The following is a 16,459-nucleotide window of genomic DNA, read 5'->3' as shown; positions in this document are numbered from 1 at the left end:
AGATGCTTGCTCCCGATTGAAATCCCTACATAGGGATTAATTCCCTGCCACACTTAAGATGCTCATTTACGGATAGGTCGAGGTAATAAAAACTGTGCCATTGGACTTTAACGAAATCCGCCAACTTCTGGCAACTATCGCACAAACAGATATTGCAGAAGTCACGCTCAAAAGCGATGACTTTGAGCTAACAGTCCGTAAGGCTGTGGGCATCAGCAATCAGGTGCTGTGGGGAGGTCAAGGGACTTTAGGAGGCGGTGTGGCAGGTTCGGGCTTGACATCGAGTTCGTCTGGGGGAAACCAGGTGAGCGGAAGTCAGGTAACCGAGGTGTCCACATCTCGTGTATTTGAGAATACTGGAACTAGCACACAAATGCAGTTGTCAGTAAATCCTCCCTCAACTATTGATCAAAGATTAGTAGAAGTGCCTTCCCCAATGGTAGGAACGTTTTATCGCGCTCCTGCGCCTGGGGAAGCAGCATTTGTGGAAGTGGGCGATCGCGTCCGCAAAGGTCAAACAGTCTGTATCATTGAAGCCATGAAGCTGATGAATGAAATCGAAGCCGAAGTCTCTGGCCAGGTGATGGAAATTCTCCTTCAAAATGGCGATGCTGTAGAATATGGTCAACCTTTGATGCGAATTAACCCTGATTAAGTATTAATGTATATATCAAGTGAGTAATTGTTAAAACTTTCAGTCTTTGCGGGTTAACCCTGATGAAACAAACGTTGCCTTTACCACCAGAAGTGGTGCAACAAGTAGCTGAATACTTCAGCCTGTTAAGTGAGCCAATGCGCCTGCGGCTGCTGCACTTATTACGGGATGAAGAAAAATGCGTGCAAGAGTTGGTAGAGGCAACACAGACTTCTCAGGCAAATGTGTCAAAACACCTGAAGGTAATGTGGCAAGCAGGTATTCTTAGCCGCCGCAGTGAAGGAACTTGCGCCTATTACCGGGTGGAAGATCAAATGATTTTTGATTTGTGTAATCGGGTTTGCGATCGCCTCGCTACAAGGTTAGAGCAGCAAGCCCGTAATTTTCGTGTGTTAAATAGCAAACGTTAGGTCAGTTGTCCTTTGTCATTTGTCCTTTGTCATTTGTGAAAAACTAATGACTAATGACTAATGACCAATGACTAATGACTAAAGCGGATAATTTTTCTGAAAGCTTTCACGAGTTAGCGGTTGTTGTAACTCTACACCCTCACCGCCTAAAACATCCAACGGTTTGCCGTTTACGTCAATGTACACCTTAGCTTTTGGATTTAAAGTTGTTGCAGTGTAAACAACTTGTCCTACGCGGCCCATCATTGAGGTGCTACCACCACCACTGGTAAAATCTTCAGATAAATTAACGTGAACCTCGTCATTTTCTGATTTCAGCCCCAACAGCTTGGTTCCTTTAGGGATGGTTGTAGAATCTGTCCCTTCTGTTGGGCCTGCTAATAAACTTTGGAAAGCTGCTTCTAAAGCCTGGTTAGGCAGTACAGAAGCTACTTTAACAGGCTGGGGAACCAAAGCAACATTTTTGTCCTTTGGTCTTAGCCAATAAACATTAGGGGTTTGCTCATTAGCTGGCTGCCTAGTTGATGGCTGTGCTGGTTGAGCGATTTGCCCAGAGGGGTTTGACGGTATGGGAGTATTGCTAGATTGTGAAGTAAACCAAGCTACGCCGCCACCCACCGCTACAACCGCTGCTGAGACGGCTGCAATTACGCCTGAAGAAATACGATTAGATCCTTGTTGGTCTTTCATGTTCAAAACCTTCCTGACTGAGGGCTGATATGGTAGTTATGTGAGGAGCAGCCTGGTTAAAGACGATACTTACAAGTGGAGAGTTTCCCACAACCTGGAGGAGACTTTTTCCCTTTTAATTCTGCAAGTCCCTAATTCAATCTTAGAATTTTTATTTCTAATTCGTCACCTACCAAATTATGTAAATTTTGGGGAGTGGGGAATGAGGAGATGAGGGGGATAAGGGAGAAAGAACTAATGCTCTCATGAGTACTGAGTACTGAGTGCTGTTAGCGGATAGCTAGGGTTTAGCCCGTACCTAGTCGGACATTTTACTTATTTACTCAGGACTCGGAACTGTTTTGCCCTATGCTCTATACCCTATTGCTTCGCTAATCCACTGTTTAAGTGTAGTTGTAACTTCATCAATGACTATTTCTTGAGATTTACGGGTGGCTCTTTCTACAACTTCAACTTTGCCATTAGCGATCGCCCGCCCGGTGACAATTCTATAAGGTATGCCAATCAAGTCAGCATCTTTAAATTTCACTCCAGCACGTTCATCGCGGTCATCTAGTAGGGTTTCAATTCCCGCTTGATTGAGTTCTGTGTAAAGTTTTTGAGCGATTTCGATTTGTTGAGCATCCTTAATGTTAGGAATTGTGACAATCGCGTGATAGGGTGCGATCGCAACTGGCCAAATAATCCCATCTTTATCGTAAGATTGCTCTACGGCAGCTTGTGCTAACCGCGACACGCCTACACCAAAACAACCCATAAATAACGGCTTTTCTTCACCCTGTTCATTGGTATAAGTTGCACCCATCGCTTGGGAATATTTAGTGCCTAATTGGAAAATGTGACCTGCTTCAATTCCACGGGCGCTTGCAAGAGTTTGTTCTGGGTTGTGAATGGCGCGATCGCCTGGTCTTGCCTTCCGCACATCTACTTCATAAAAGTCACTGAGCCTAAATTCCTCACCCCAATTAGCACCGACTACGTGATAACCAGATTCATTTGCACCGGTGACAAAGTTCTTTAAGTCAACTACGGTTTTATCAATATACCGCAGAAATTTAGGAATGGGATACTGTAATTGCAATTTTCTTGTTTTTTCAAGTGCCTTCAACAGGATATTAATTTGAGGAGAATGAGACTTAGGATTAGACTGATTAAATTTTTTCTCAACTGCTTGTCTTACATCCGGCAAACTATACGATGGAGATAATGGTAAATCTTGGAGAATCTCATTAAGTTCATCCAGGTTTAATTCCAGTTTCTCTTGGAGTTCTTGCCTTGTAAATGTCCGAGTAGCAATATAATCATTAGGTAAATCAGGAGCAATATAGCCAATAGGTAAAGGTTTTGTTGCCCAGATATTCTGATCGCTTGTGTCAGAAATAGTTAAAGATAAAACTGTTGAAGTACCAGCATACTGATCTTGTACTTTTGCTAATTCGTTCAGAAGTTTAACTTCATTTATTTCTTGATCGCCACGAATACTCACTAGAACGAGTAAAGCATTATCGTTAGCATAAACGGCCTTATACAGAACGTTTTTGACCAATTGAGTGGGAGAACAGTTGAGGAGTTGACAGACTTTTTCAATCGTTTCTGTTCCAGGTGTATCGCGTTTCTCATAGCTTGTAAACCGTGAAGGTTCGCTGTCAATTGGTAAAGAAACAGCCTTTTCTACGTTAGCAGCGTATTTCCCATCATCAGTGTAGAGAACTTCGTCTTCACCAGCTTCCGCCAAAATCATAAATTCTGTGGAACCAGAACCACCAATTGCACCAGAATCAGCCTCTACTGCCCGAAAAGCTAAACCAGAACGCCGCAGGATATTGCTGTACGCTTTATACATATCCTGGTAAGTTTCTTTGAGGCTGGCTTCATCGGCATGGAAAGAGTAGCCGTCCTTCATGATAAACTCTCGTCCGCGCATTAAACCAAAGCGGGGACGAATTTCATCGCGGAATTTGGTTTGAATTTGGTAGAGGTGTAGGGGTAGCTGGCGATAAGAGCGAATCATATCACGAGCGATCGCTGTGATTACTTCCTCATGAGTTGGCCCTAATCCTAATTGTTGCTCACGGCGGTCAATCAGGGAAAACATGATCCCCTCAGCTTTCGTGTAAGTGTCCCAGCGTCCCGATTCCTTCCATAAATCAGCAGGTTGTAATTGTGGCAAAAGACATTCTTGTGCGCCTGTAGCGTTCATTTCTTCTCGCACAATCTGGGAAGCTTTTTGCAGTACCCGCCACATTAAAGGCAAATAAGCATAAAGACCACTACCGATACGACGAATGTAACCTGCACGGAGTAATAACTTATGGCTGGGAATCTCAGCATCAGCTGGATCGTCTCGGAGTGTAACGAATAACATTTGTGACAGTCGCATCGTTTATAGCCTTTCTTTGATCGCTAATTTCTATGTCAACTAAAGTATGAAGTATTAAGGATGAAGTACAAAGTACACAGCGTTATTTCTTTTTCACTTTTACTTACAACTTTCCGCCTTTTTTTATCGCAACTTTAGGAGAAAACTACCTTGGCAGATGTAATTTATCAAGCACAAGCACCCTTAGAATTTATTCCTCCGGCGTTTAACCCCTTATTTCTACGATTCGTCCATCTGTTGCTACCCAGTTGGATAAACTGGCAAACAGCTATTACCCAAATTGAAGCAGACAACGTAGAGGTTTTAGTGGATCTCTATCGCCAGTTTCAGGAGGGTAAGATCCGTTTTATGCTGGCATTTCGCCATCCGAAAACAGACGATCCACTTTGTTTAGGTTACTTGCTGTCTCAACTCGTACCAAAGGTAGCACGATCGCAAGGTACAACACTACAGCATCCCATTCACGCTCATTTTATCTACGATCGCGGCATTCCTCTCTGGGCAGGTTCCCACGTTGGCTGGATTGCTTCTCATTTAGGTGGTACTCCGATTCAGCGAGGTAAGGCTGACTGGACGGGGTTACGTTCGGCGCGTGACTTGTTCGCCAATGGAAAATTCCCGATGGCGGCTGCGCCTGAAGGTGCTACCAATGGTTTATCAGAGAATATTAGCCCCCTAGAACCTGGTATCGCCCAATTAGGCTTTTGGTGTGCTGAAGATTTGCACAAAGCTGGACGTGACCAACAGGTTCTAATTGTACCAGTTGGGATTAAATATAGTTACACTGATGCTCCTTGGGATGCGATCGCTAATCTTTTAAGTGAATTAGAGGCGGCTAGTGGTTTACCTGCAAATCCACCAGAACATGCATCTGTGGAGTCGCTTTATCCCCGCTTGTTGACTTTGGCAGAACATTTACTTTTACTAATGGAAGAATTTTACACCCGGTTTTATCATCAAAAACTAGCAGATCCCAAGATTGTCGATGGGCAAATTCCTGATAGGAATGAAGCCTTAGCAGTTCGTTTGCAAGCTTTGTTGAATGCAGCGCTGTTAATATCAGAACAATATTTTAATTTACAGTCTAAAGGTAGTTTGAGTGACCGTTGTCGGCGAGTAGAACAAGCAGGTTGGAATTATATATTTAGAGAAGAATTTAAGGATGTCAAAGGAGTATCTGCTGTCGAAAAAGCTTTAGGCGATCGCGTTGCAGAAGAAGCGAATGCACGGATGTGGCACATGCGTTTAGTAGAAAGTTTTGTGGCAGTTTCTGGTAATTATATTCGTGAAAATCCAACTGTAGAAAGGTTTGCTGAAACGACTTTAATTTTATGGCAGATGATAGCTAAAATCAAAGGCAATAAAGTTGTACAGCGTCCACAATTGGGTAAGCAAAAAGTCAAAATTACCATCGGTGAACCCATATCTGTTTCTGAGCGTTACCCCGCGTATCAAGGGAATCGTTTGGCTGCTAGGCAGGCTGTTGCTGATGTAACGAATGATTTACAAAATGCGTTGGAAGGCTTAATTTAATTAGGGGGATTGCAAGCATCTCAATTAATGCAGAAATACATCTCTTCTCTAGTAACAGGAGTAGTAGATGATAATCATCCCTTGGAACTCAAAGCGATTATCCCAGCAATGCAAATCCAAGGGTCTACTTTTATTAAAAAATTGATTTTATTACTTTTCAGTAAATTCACTGCAACAGTATTTCTCTATAAAGCACTAAAAAGGTACATAAAAGTATAGATGAACTTTCAGGGAAATTACGATGAATTTTACAGAGTCTCTCAAAAATGAACTAATTTCTTCAGGAATGATTGACCAAAGTTTAAAGGTAGGAGATATTACTCCGAATTTAATTTTACCTAATGCTTTCGGTCAACTAGTAGAATTACAAAAACTCCTAGTTACTGGCCCTGTAGTTATTTCCTTTTTTCGAGGTTCTTGGTGTCCTTTCTGTAATTTAGAACTAGCAGGACTCCAGCAAGCATTACCTGCAATTAAAACATTAGGTGCATCACTAATTGCTATTTCACCTCAAAATAATCATCATACTATATCAACTGTAGAAAAACATGAATTAACGTATGAAGTTTTGAGCGATCGTAGCAATATAATTGCTCGTCAATTTGGGATTGTGTTTCAAATCCCAGAGCATCTAAGACCTATGTTGCACGAGAAAGGTCATGTGTTACCTAGATACAATGGGGATGAGTCTTTTGAACTACCCATCCCAGCTACATTTGTAGTTTCTCAAGATGGAAAAGTTGTTTATGCTTTTGTTGACGCAGATTATACTAATCGGTTAGACCCAATTGAAATTGTGAGTATTCTACGAAATATTTCTATAGTTAGTAAAAGCTAGAACGTTAATTTTATATTTCCACTATCTTTTTTAATTATTAGAGATTGCTTAGAAGACTCATTTCAAGATATCTATGATTATAAAATACGCTTACAGGGTATCATATATCCAGCCATAATTTGACAATCCCAATGTACTTTGACAGATTGAAATTTTGTTACCAAGATTATGGGTTTTGTCAAATTTATATGAGTGCTTTAGATATGCCGACACTGCCTATTGATACCATAGCAATTGGATATTTTTTGATTTGGAAGTTCCTGGTAGTAGTACTGGATAAATTTATTGGTAAGCTGGGATTGTAGTTATTTCTGACAACAGGCATAAATTACTATCGCTACCAGAGCAGTAAAGCAGGCAGAATATAGCTTCCGGGCAACAATGCAAAAACTCCTTTTTAATGACAAAGATAGATTTAGAGCGCAGGCCCTATTTCTTGGTAAAGGTATTAACTTACAGACGCTGGATAATTACGTTTGCTTGGCGAGTATGCCAGTAATGGTTAAAGCCGGTGAAGAAGGGTACGCAGTACTCTTGGGCTATGGTGCAGTTGTCCTGTTTAATCTTGAGCCTGTAGAAAAGATAGCCTTTTTGACCAAACTATCTTCTCAAATTAGCGGCCCTTTTGGCGACCCGGAAACAGAAGAGGTGGAAGTTCATCTCAATATTATGGAAAGTGAACGAGCTAAAGAAGGAAAAATTTTACTGCATGAATTGAGTATAGAACGCTTGCAGATAGTGGCTGATATTCTCGCTAAGAGTGTTGTGCTGTCTCACTATGAAACCAGCCTAGCAACTGTATTCGATCAAATTGAACCGTTTGCAGCTAGTCTCCAGCGTGAAAACAGGAGTAGACAACAAAGCCGGGAATTACTACGTCAACTTGGGACTACCCTATTAGTTCAACATAAAATTGTGGGTCAAGTAGAGATTATCGATAAGCCGGAGTTACTTTGGGAATCTCCACAGCTAGAAAACTTATATCTGCGCTTGGAAGATGAATATGAAATCCGTGAGCGTCACCATGCCCTGGAACGTAAACTAGAGCTAATTTCCCAAACCGCCCAAACGGTGCTGGAGTTCATGCAGCATAGCAGTAGTCAGCGAGTAGAGTGGTATGTGGTGATCTTGATTGTGGTTGAGGTTTTACTGTCACTGTACGATATCATTTTCAAAGGCTAAAGCTAAATTTGGGGTTGTGATCTGGCGAGGGAGCGATCGCACATAAGGTGGCAAAGCAAATATTCTTACTCGCTCAAATCTACTTTGCCACCATAACCAATATCTTGTATTCTATTTTGTGAGCTTGACAATGTTCTAAAAAAATATCATCGCTAAAATCTGCTAACCCTAGCACAAGATTCGCAATGAGAAGAGAAAAATTTTTCGGCATACTTCTTGGAGCCACACTATTAGTTGGTTCTTTACCTTTTTTAGCAGTTGCACAGACTGAGCCTAACGCTGTTCCATCTAAAATTAATGGCAGCACTACCCAAGCCAAAACAGTAGTTGCACGTATTTGGCATGGTCAAACACTCACGAATAAAGCAGATGAATATTATAAATATTTAACTGAAGCTGGAGTCAAGAAAATTCAATCGATTCCTGGGAATTTAGGAGTGCAAGTATTTCGTCGTACTAATGGCACAACTACAGAGTTTACTGTCATCTCTTATTGGAATTCCAGGGATGCTATTCGTGCCTTTGCTGGCAATGATATAGAAAAAGTACACCCTTTGCCCAAAGATAACCAGTATCTAATTGAACCCGAAACTAAGGTTAAACATTTTGATGTCTTGCTAGATCAGCGTCAATAATTCTCACGCGATCGCTTGAAAGCTGCCATTTGTGCGATTATCAGAAGGCAAGTTGTCTTCCCATTCAATCATCTCCCTGTTACAAGGCTTTGGGTTTGATAAACTTGAGGGTCATGCGATCGCTCTCTCCAATAGTGAGGAAGCGTTCCCTATCTTTTTCACCTTGGCTCAAGGTTGGTGGTAGTGTCCAAACTCCGCCCGGATAGTCTTTGGTATCTTTTGCGTTGGCATTAATCTCTGATTTACCTACTAATTTGAAGCCAGCCTTCTCCACAGCAGCAATTACCCCATCTTCAGACATATAGCCCGTTTTGATACTCTCTTGTAAAGAAGTCCCCCCAAGGGCGCGGTGTTCTTCCACTCCTAAAATGCCCCCTGGCTTCAATGCTTTGTAAGCCGCTGCGTAAACCTGCTCTGCATAGCCAGCTTTCACCCAGTTGTGAATATTGCGGAAGGTAACAACTATGTCCACAGAGTTTTCTGGGGCTAGAGTAAGTTCATTTGGGGGATTGATTTGGGCTACTTTGACTTTACCAAAAATCTCTGGATTCGCTGCCAGTTTCTCTTGCAAAGCCAAAGCGGGTTTACTTGTGCTTGGAGCAAAGTTAGTAACTATCAGTTGTCCCTTGGGCGCTAGAAAGGGGGCTAATATCTCAGTATACCAGCCGCTTCCTGGCCACAATTCAACTACCGTCATATTTGGGCGCAGACCGAAGAATTCGAGAGTCTGGGCTGGGTGGCGGTACTTGTCTCGAAGGCGATTCTGCTCTGAACGATGACTGCTGGTGAGTATAGTTTGGAGTGTGGTTGTGCCGTTGAATGTCGCTTTTTCGCTTTCGTTGGCTAAAACATTGGGGGATATCACAGCTGCCAATACAAGGAAAGCTAGAGTCAGGGCTTTCAGTAAACTTTGACGGAGGATGAGATTTTGTAAAAATTTCATAGCTGTTGTTTGTTTTTATTTTCCCTTTCAGCATAAGGGTTAATAGCGACAGCAAACCCTTTGGGTATATAGGATATAGAAAAGTCCCCAGCTTTAGGTTGCTAGGGACTAACTACTTTCGGCTTGTAAACTGATTTACTGATTTAGCAGTCCGATAGCCATCTCAAGGTGCATTTTAGCTTTATGCAAGTTCAGTAAACTCTCTTGGTCGTATCGGTCAGGGTAGCTCATAGCCTTGCGCTCTAAAGTTATCCGAATTAATGCCGCTTGTTCATCAGTGGGGGAGTTCATCTCATCTACGACCCCTTCGAGGAATTGAATAACACTAAAGCCTGGTGATTTTAAACCTTTTCCTTGCCTTAATTGAGAGAGTGCTATCTGTGGGAATGCCATCAAGGTGACAATCCAACTAGTCTTGTACCCTCCATTCCCGGTAGGCTTTAATCCGTAACGCCTACATAAGTCTCTCAACTCAGCAGTGGTTTTGATTTCGAGTTCTGACCTTGTGAACATAAAATAGAATTACCCATTTGTAAAAGTGGTATCGGTGGTGAACTGTTTTGACAGACGCGAACACCACCGATTAAAACTTTATCTATATGTTCACGTATCGTTCAAGCTATATTTACATCTCTCAACAATGCCTAACCCTAAAGGTAATCCAGAAAATTTAAAACCACTTAAGTCTGATAGAGAAGAACCGCTAACACAAAATCTTAATTTTCGTGTCACCGAAAAAATGAAGGAAGAGGTAAAGGCACAAGACGACCCTCCTGAATTCTGTAGAGAAGCTATTCAGAAAGCACTGGATGAGAAAAAAGGGAAGTAGTGTCGCATTATTGGACTTTAGTGCAACACAAATTCAATTCTTTTTTTAAGTGTTCTCTTAATTCATGGACATCATTCCAGTGAGCTTTCAGTGTTTTACTTTCCAACGATATAGCGTAAGTGTTACGACGACTCCACTTGACTTTAATTACATCTAACTCAACAGGAATTTTGCGGCAGTTATTGAAATCAGTAATCCAATGAACCTTAACTAATCGAAAAATCCCCCACGGATCTTCTCCCCATTTAAGCTGCTGTTCATCGTAATTTCCATCATTCAGCAGTTCAACTACGTGTGTCAGGTATCTCTTTTTGCACTCATCTGGTATTTTCTTTTTCTCTCCTGTGAGATTGTCTTTGCACTCATGCGGTATTTGAGAAAGGATGATAAGAGATCCTTTTGGTAATTTACGGGCGTGAGATTCTACTCCTTTACCTCTTTTAAAGTTCAACTTAAATTCAGATCCGATAGATTCATCAGAATACGCCCACTCTCTCTCATTACCTTTATCAGTGACACTTTTGATATAATCCAGATGATTACAATCCATTATTTCTTACTACTTGCCTTGTATTGACTAGATTTTTCTCCATATCTAGTTTGCCCAAACTCTCATAAAAAACTTTGAGGTTTATTTTCGCCTTACCTCGCCAAGTGCAGATGTACGCGCAAAATTCCTTGAATTACCTCTTGCACAGCTTCCTTACTCAAGCTGCCATCTACCCGCACAATTCTTGAGGGATAGGATGCTGCTAACTCTGCGTATCCTTGCTGAACGCGGCGATGAAAAGCGATCGCTTCTTGTTCAATGCGGTCTAATCCTACTCCATCTCCCCGTTTGCGGGACAGTCCCACTTCGACATCGACATCTAGCCAAATAGTTAAGTCGCTTTCTAAACCACCAGTAGCAATATTGTTCAGCTGATTGATTAAACTCATATTCAGACCGCGACCATATCCTTGGTAGGCAATGGTAGAGTCAGTGTAGCGATCGCATAAAATATATTTCCCAGCTGCGAGATTTGGTTTAAGCTCTTGTGCAACGTGTTGCGATCGGTCAGCAGCATACAATAAAAGTTCTGTCACTTCTGCAACTGGTTTATCTTCTGACTTTTCTAGTAGCAAGCGCCGAAGATGTAAACCTAACTCTGTTCCCCCTGGTTCGCGAGTTAACACCACAGAAACACCGAGACTTTCCAACCACTCAGAACAAAGCTGCATTTGGCTGGTTTTGCCACAGCCTTCCACCCCTTCAAATACAATTAATTTCCCACCCATGCTTTTTTGTTCGCTGCAATAAACTGATTCGTTGACATTTGATCAAGAATAGCGCGAAGTGGAAAATCATAAACTGCGATCGCGTAGGCGTAGCCCATCGTAGATATCGCAGTTTATGATTCAATACAGTTCAGATAAGACCAAAACACTTGTAGAGACGGCGATTTATCGCGTCTCGAAAACTACGATTTAGTTACCTGAAAATTACTGTCACTCAGACGGTATAGTATCTCGCCAGCCTTTGGCACAAGCAATATACCTTCATTCTCTTGATTCGCCCATTCAGTGGGTTGAATAGTCGCCGGATCGCGATAGTTTAAGTTATGAGCAGCACACCGTTCAGCAGAAATGCCAGTCGCTAAAGTCACGCGAATTCGCGCTTGTTCTCCTTTTATGGGATCAAAAGTACCCATCCCTTTTAAGTGAGTACTATGGGCTAGCACTCCAGCAGGATACTCTTGAAATTTATCCCACTGTTTGAGAAAGTAATCCCGCACATGATAGCCAACTTCGGATAAAATTTCGCCGTGTGTATAGCTAAACTCGGTAATGTGAGGAGCATATATAATTACCTCGCCTCCATCGGCCACTACTGGCTCTAGCTTATACATTCCTTTCGCCGCAGTCCAAATGTCATCATACATTTGAGGCATGACTGAAAGCACTTTTTTAAAAGGCCGATCTACATATTTAATATGCAGTTTAGCTGATAATTTTGCAGCGTCTTCCCAGGCTGATTCTGGTCGATCTATATAAAGTCCAGCTAGCTGATTTGTTTTCGGTGCAACCACCATCGCCAAACAAAGTTTTGGGGTCGAAATCAGGTTAGCGGCTCGGTTAATCAAACGCCGGACTGGTGTGATTCCTAGCGTACCAATAATTTCGTAACAAGTAATTAAAGCACCTAACCAGTGGGACAGATTAATTACTTCTTGACCACCAATACCAGGGAAAAAATATTTATTTCCACCAGAGAAACCGACAACTTCGTGGGGAAAAACTGGCCCACAAATCACGATTAAATCATATTCTGTTACCAGCTTATTAATACGCACATCAACTGACTGATGTAGCATTCCATTACTAATCTCTGCTATCTCTTCTGCCGAAATTACTCCACAAGAAATAAAAGTATCTGGCTCATTCCAAAGATGGTTAAATATGCGAATTTTTTTAAAAGTTGTTTCTCGCTCCTCTGATGTCACTCCTACTAAGTGATTGATTTGTTCTTCACTCATCGGATTATGTGTACCCAGAGCAATTAAAAAATCCAGAGCCGCTACTCTTTGACTCAACTCCTGATGAAGCAATCGAAACATTTGAGGGATGGGAGCAGTGCGGGTACTATCTGGAATTAACACCAAGATGCGCTGTCCATCTAACTTAGGGTCTGCGAAAGCTTGATGAATTAACCCGGAAACTTGCTCATCTGAAAGTGTACCGTTATTTACGGCTAGTGAATACATTATTAGACTCCACTGTAGATACTAAATCCACCATCTACCGGCACAACTACCCCATTAACAAAACTAGAACCAGCACTACATAACCAGATCAAAGTGCTGAGTAATTCATCTGGTTTTCCGAAACGTCCGGCGGGGGTATGGTCAATAATTTTTTGTCCGCGAACGGTTAAACTGCCATCAGAATTTAGGAGTAAATCTCGATTTTGTTCCCCAATAAAAAAACCTGGTGCGATCGCATTTACTCGCATTCCATCACCATACTTTTGGGCGAGTTCTACAGCTAGCCAGCGAGTAAAGTTATCTATCCCTGCTTTTGCAGCTGAGTAGCCAACCACACGGCTAATCGCTCGAATGGCAGACATAGAAGAAATATTCACAATGCAACCGTGAGGCTGACTTCTTTCCACCATTGCTTGACCAAAAACCTGACAAGGTAGTAGAGTGCCAACTAAATTGAGGTTAACTACTTCCTCAAAAGCAACGCGAGGCATATTAAAAATAGTCGCATCAGGAGTAATTGTAGCAGCAGCAATATTACCGCCAGCCATATTTACCAGGATATCTATCTCACCCCAACGCTGTATAATAACATCCCTAGCGATTTCTAATTGGGAGCGATCGCTAACATCTGCCACCACAGCCATACTTTCTCCACCACCAGCAGTAATCTCAGCCACCACCGCCCCCGCCCTAACTCCATTGCGACCCAAAACGACAACTCGCGCTCCAGCCAAAGCCAAACCCCTTGCCATAGCCCCACCAAGCACACCAGAACCACCCGTAACTACCGCAACCCGCTCCTTCAAACTAAAAAGTTTACTTAAAATCAAAATGATTCCCCCACTTAGTAAAATTCTCTGCGTACCTCTGCGCTTCCCTCCGCGCCCCTACCCTACGGGAAGGCGAAGCGCCTATGCGTTTAAATTCCCCCTCAATTCCCCTCAAACTTATAAGCAACCTTAGCGAGGTCATAAGCCAAAGCACGAGCCATCTCATACCCTTCCTCCTCCTCAACCAACCCCCGCGCGACCAATCCAGCCAACCAATTACAAGCTACCCGCCGCCAGACATTATGACGAGCCGGAATCGAAACAAAAGCCCGCGTATCGTCATTAAATCCAGCAGTATTATAAATTCCCGCAGTTTCCATAACCTGATTGAAATAACGCTCCATGCCATTTACGCTGTCATGAAACCACCAAGGCGGCCCCAGCAATACACTGGGATAATGACCAGCTAACGGAGCCATCTCGCGGCTACAAGTGCTTTCATCCATGCCAAAAATGATTAAGCAGAAGCGGCGATCGTTACCGTAAGCTGACAACAACGGGTGCAGATTTTCAGTCCACTCTATTTTTATGGGAATATCAGCACCTTTATCAGCTCCAAATTTCTCAAATAAAGCTGGATTATGATTACGCATCACACCACAATGCATTTGCATCACCAACCCATCTTCCACACTCATCCGCGCCATTTCCATGAAGATATGACCGGTAAAATTTTCGACATCACCTGGATTCAGCTTGCCGATTAATGCTCTTGCAAAGATAGCTTCGGCTTCTTGGTCAGAAAGGCGTGTGGTATAAGGTGTAGCTGCACCTTGATCGGTAGCTGTCGCACCCATTTTTTTAAAGAAAGCTCGACGTTCTTCTAAAGCTTGCACAAAATTGGCGTAAGTGCTAATTTCTCTACCGATAGTGCTTTCCAACTTGCTAAGATTTTCGCGCCAACCAGGAGCATCCAGATTAACCACTGCATCAGGACGAAAAGTTGGTCTAATTTCAGTAAAACCTTCTTCATGGAGCGATCGCTGATTCTCTAGGTTATCACTGGCGGCATCGGTAGTACAAAGCACTTCGATATTAAAGCGTTTGAATAAAGCACGAGGAGAAAACTCCGCTGAGGCTAACAAACCTTCTAGATAATCATAGATACGTCCGGCATTGCGAGAGTTTAAAGGTTCATCCACCCCAAAGACGTTAGTTAGTTCTTCTTTCAACCACAACCCAGACGGAGTACCTTGGAATAGATAAAAATGGTCAGCGAACAATTGCCAGATTTTACGATGGTCGGTTTCTCCTGGCGAACCATCATTGCTTGGTATGCCCAAAGCTTGCAGAGATACGCCCCGACTATAGAGCATCCGCAAAAGGTAGTGGTCAGGGATAATCAGTAATTCCGTCGGCGAACCAAAACGGGCTGCGGGATTAGCTAACAAAGCTGGATCTACGTGTCCGTGTGGGCAGACTAGAGGTAACGCAGATATGCTATCAAAAAATTGATGTGCCAGTCGTCTTTGAACTGGTTCTGGAGAAAAGCAGCGATCAGGAGATAAACTCGGTTTTTTAGTTAACATAATTTTTGTATAAATTGTTTTGAATTTTAAATTGTTAATAATGCTGCACTGCTACCACGCTTTAATAGAAAAGGAGATAAAACGCGGTTTTCCACAGTTTTTTCTTCTATTAAATCGAGTAACATTTGCATAGCATAGCCACCAATTTCCAACATTGGCTGGCTAATTGTGGTCAGTGCAGGCGTAACGTAACCGCCTAAAGCAATACCATCAAATCCGACGATACTTAAATTTCGCGGTACTAAAATACCTAATTCTTGACAAGCTAACAGAGCGCCAATTGCTACCATATCGTTGTAACAAAATATGCCTGTAACTTCCGCAGCCAATAGTTTAGATAGCATATTTTGTCCAGTGTTCACATCGCTGGTTCTGATATCATATTCATCACTAATTGAAACCCAATCAGTATTTTGTGGAATCCCAGCTTCCGCAAGGGCCATTTGATATCCTTCTAGGCGCTGCTTATTTGACCTGCTGCGATCGCCTACACCCAGATAACCAATGGCAGTGTGTCCTAAACTAATTAGATGCTCTGTTGCTAATTTAGCACCCAAGCGATCGTCTATTGCAACTGAGTGAAAAATTTCTGATTGGTCTTCAGTCTGACTATTAATCAGAACTGTTGGCACAGCAATTTGTGTAAGTTGTTTAGTATGCTGTTTACTAATTCGCGAGTCGGCTATTAAGATACCGTCCACCCTACGGCGATGAAAAGTATCAATAGCTGCCATTTCCTGCTCAAAATCTCGGTGTGAAGCACTCAACAAAACACTCAAACCCGCTGGTTTGGCTATCTTCTCGATTCCCTCTACCACCTCAGCGTAAAAGGGATCTGAAATTGAAGTTACTACTACACCAATAGTATTAGTACGTTTATTTTGCAAGCTTTGAGCAATAGCATTTGGCACATAACTCATCTCCTCTGCCAGTCGCTTAATTTCTTCTCGCACTTTCGGGCTAATGAGAGCATTATCTCGCAAAGCGCGTGAAACTGTAGAATGAGAAACGCCTGCTCTGCGGGCAATATCTTCAATTGAAATTCTTCGTTTATTCATTATTTTATCTTAGCTTTTAAATATTGCACACGTGTGCATTTGTATGTATTATAGAAAATAATCATGATTTGTCAAGAGATTTTAATACAACTCACATTTCGCATGGAAAGGAGTTAATAGTCTTAATTTTTACCTCCGTCCATGATTACAACTACAAGTTATGAATTACAAATTCCGAATTAGTTGAACTTTTATTAAGAGAA

The 16,459-nt window shown here is 42.2% G+C and carries 17 protein-coding genes; 7 read left to right on the top strand and 10 right to left on the bottom strand.

From position 1 onward, the window contains the following. The first annotated feature begins 94 nt into the window (after positions 1-94). Complete coding sequence (gene accB, locus HWQ44_RS11525) at positions 95-655, top strand: acetyl-CoA carboxylase biotin carboxyl carrier protein (protein ID WP_292718552.1); 561 nt, start codon at positions 95-97, stop codon at positions 653-655. Positions 656-717: 62 nt separating this feature from the next. After that, positions 718-1,065 carry a metalloregulator ArsR/SmtB family transcription factor gene (locus HWQ44_RS11520; protein ID WP_104909018.1) on the top strand — a complete coding sequence of 116 codons (348 nt, stop codon included), beginning with the start codon at positions 718-720 and terminating at the stop codon, positions 1,063-1,065. A gap of 78 nt (positions 1,066-1,143) precedes the next feature. On the opposite strand, the gene HWQ44_RS11515 is transcribed toward HWQ44_RS11520, so the two are convergent. Then, complete coding sequence (locus HWQ44_RS11515) at positions 1,144-1,755, bottom strand: GerMN domain-containing protein (RefSeq protein ID WP_292718548.1); 612 nt, start codon at positions 1,753-1,755, stop codon at positions 1,144-1,146. 346 nt (positions 1,756-2,101) lie between these two features. Then, positions 2,102-4,135: a proline--tRNA ligase gene (locus tag HWQ44_RS11510; RefSeq protein ID WP_292718546.1), complete on the bottom strand. Its 2,034-nt coding sequence runs from the start codon at positions 4,133-4,135 to the stop codon at positions 2,102-2,104. A gap of 150 nt (positions 4,136-4,285) precedes the next feature. Between HWQ44_RS11510 and HWQ44_RS11505 the strand changes: the two genes are divergently transcribed. The 4 genes from HWQ44_RS11505 (at position 4,286) to HWQ44_RS11490 (ending at position 8,323) form a co-directional block, all read left to right on the top strand. Continuing rightward, positions 4,286-5,668 (top strand): 1-acyl-sn-glycerol-3-phosphate acyltransferase, encoded by a 1,383-nt coding sequence (locus HWQ44_RS11505; protein WP_292718544.1) that lies wholly within the window; start codon positions 4,286-4,288, stop codon positions 5,666-5,668. Positions 5,669-5,909: 241 nt separating this feature from the next. Then, entirely contained in the window at positions 5,910-6,506 is a 597-nt protein-coding gene (locus HWQ44_RS11500) for a peroxiredoxin-like family protein (protein WP_292718542.1), read from the top strand. A gap of 381 nt (positions 6,507-6,887) precedes the next feature. Further along, on the top strand, positions 6,888-7,688 hold the full coding sequence (locus tag HWQ44_RS11495; RefSeq protein WP_292718540.1) for an RMD1 family protein: 801 nt from the start codon (positions 6,888-6,890) through the stop codon (positions 7,686-7,688). Between the two features lie 185 nt (positions 7,689-7,873). After that, positions 7,874-8,323, top strand: a complete 450-nt coding sequence (locus HWQ44_RS11490; RefSeq protein WP_292718538.1) for an antibiotic biosynthesis monooxygenase — start codon at positions 7,874-7,876, stop codon at positions 8,321-8,323. Positions 8,324-8,402: 79 nt separating this feature from the next. On the opposite strand, the gene HWQ44_RS11485 is transcribed toward HWQ44_RS11490, so the two are convergent. After that, complete coding sequence (locus tag HWQ44_RS11485) at positions 8,403-9,266, bottom strand: class I SAM-dependent methyltransferase (protein WP_292718536.1); 864 nt, start codon at positions 9,264-9,266, stop codon at positions 8,403-8,405. Between the two features lie 135 nt (positions 9,267-9,401). Further along, a complete protein-coding gene (locus HWQ44_RS11480; protein ID WP_292718534.1) occupies positions 9,402-9,779 on the bottom strand; it encodes a hypothetical protein in 378 nt (125 codons plus the stop codon). 127 nt (positions 9,780-9,906) lie between these two features. Between HWQ44_RS11480 and HWQ44_RS11475 the strand changes: the two genes are divergently transcribed. Beyond that, positions 9,907-10,095 (top strand): hypothetical protein, encoded by a 189-nt coding sequence (locus HWQ44_RS11475; protein ID WP_094353117.1) that lies wholly within the window; start codon positions 9,907-9,909, stop codon positions 10,093-10,095. 7 nt (positions 10,096-10,102) lie between these two features. On the opposite strand, the gene HWQ44_RS11470 is transcribed toward HWQ44_RS11475, so the two are convergent. From HWQ44_RS11470 to HWQ44_RS11445, 6 genes are all read right to left on the bottom strand, one after another. Further along, on the bottom strand, positions 10,103-10,645 hold the full coding sequence (locus tag HWQ44_RS11470; protein ID WP_292718531.1) for a hypothetical protein: 543 nt from the start codon (positions 10,643-10,645) through the stop codon (positions 10,103-10,105). Positions 10,646-10,737: 92 nt separating this feature from the next. After that, positions 10,738-11,373, bottom strand: a complete 636-nt coding sequence (tmk, locus tag HWQ44_RS11465; protein WP_292718529.1) for a dTMP kinase — start codon at positions 11,371-11,373, stop codon at positions 10,738-10,740. Between the two features lie 182 nt (positions 11,374-11,555). Next, positions 11,556-12,839: a lactate racemase domain-containing protein gene (locus HWQ44_RS11460; protein ID WP_292718527.1), complete on the bottom strand. Its 1,284-nt coding sequence runs from the start codon at positions 12,837-12,839 to the stop codon at positions 11,556-11,558. Between the two features lie 2 nt (positions 12,840-12,841). Then, a complete protein-coding gene (locus HWQ44_RS11455) occupies positions 12,842-13,669 on the bottom strand; it encodes an SDR family oxidoreductase (RefSeq protein ID WP_292718525.1) in 828 nt (275 codons plus the stop codon). Between the two features lie 101 nt (positions 13,670-13,770). Next, positions 13,771-15,198 carry a glucuronate isomerase gene (gene uxaC, locus HWQ44_RS11450; protein WP_292718524.1) on the bottom strand — a complete coding sequence of 476 codons (1,428 nt, stop codon included), beginning with the start codon at positions 15,196-15,198 and terminating at the stop codon, positions 13,771-13,773. 26 nt (positions 15,199-15,224) lie between these two features. Further along, positions 15,225-16,256: a LacI family DNA-binding transcriptional regulator gene (locus HWQ44_RS11445; RefSeq protein WP_292718523.1), complete on the bottom strand. Its 1,032-nt coding sequence runs from the start codon at positions 16,254-16,256 to the stop codon at positions 15,225-15,227. Between the last annotated feature and the right edge of the window lie 203 nt (positions 16,257-16,459).

The sequence above is a fragment of the Nostoc sp. JL34 genome (assembly GCF_017114945.1).
In the GTDB taxonomy this organism is placed as follows: domain Bacteria; phylum Cyanobacteriota; class Cyanobacteriia; order Cyanobacteriales; family Nostocaceae; genus Nostoc.
The sequence above is the reverse complement of the archived record's forward strand: the minus strand, read 5'-3'. Positions and strand labels throughout refer to the sequence as shown.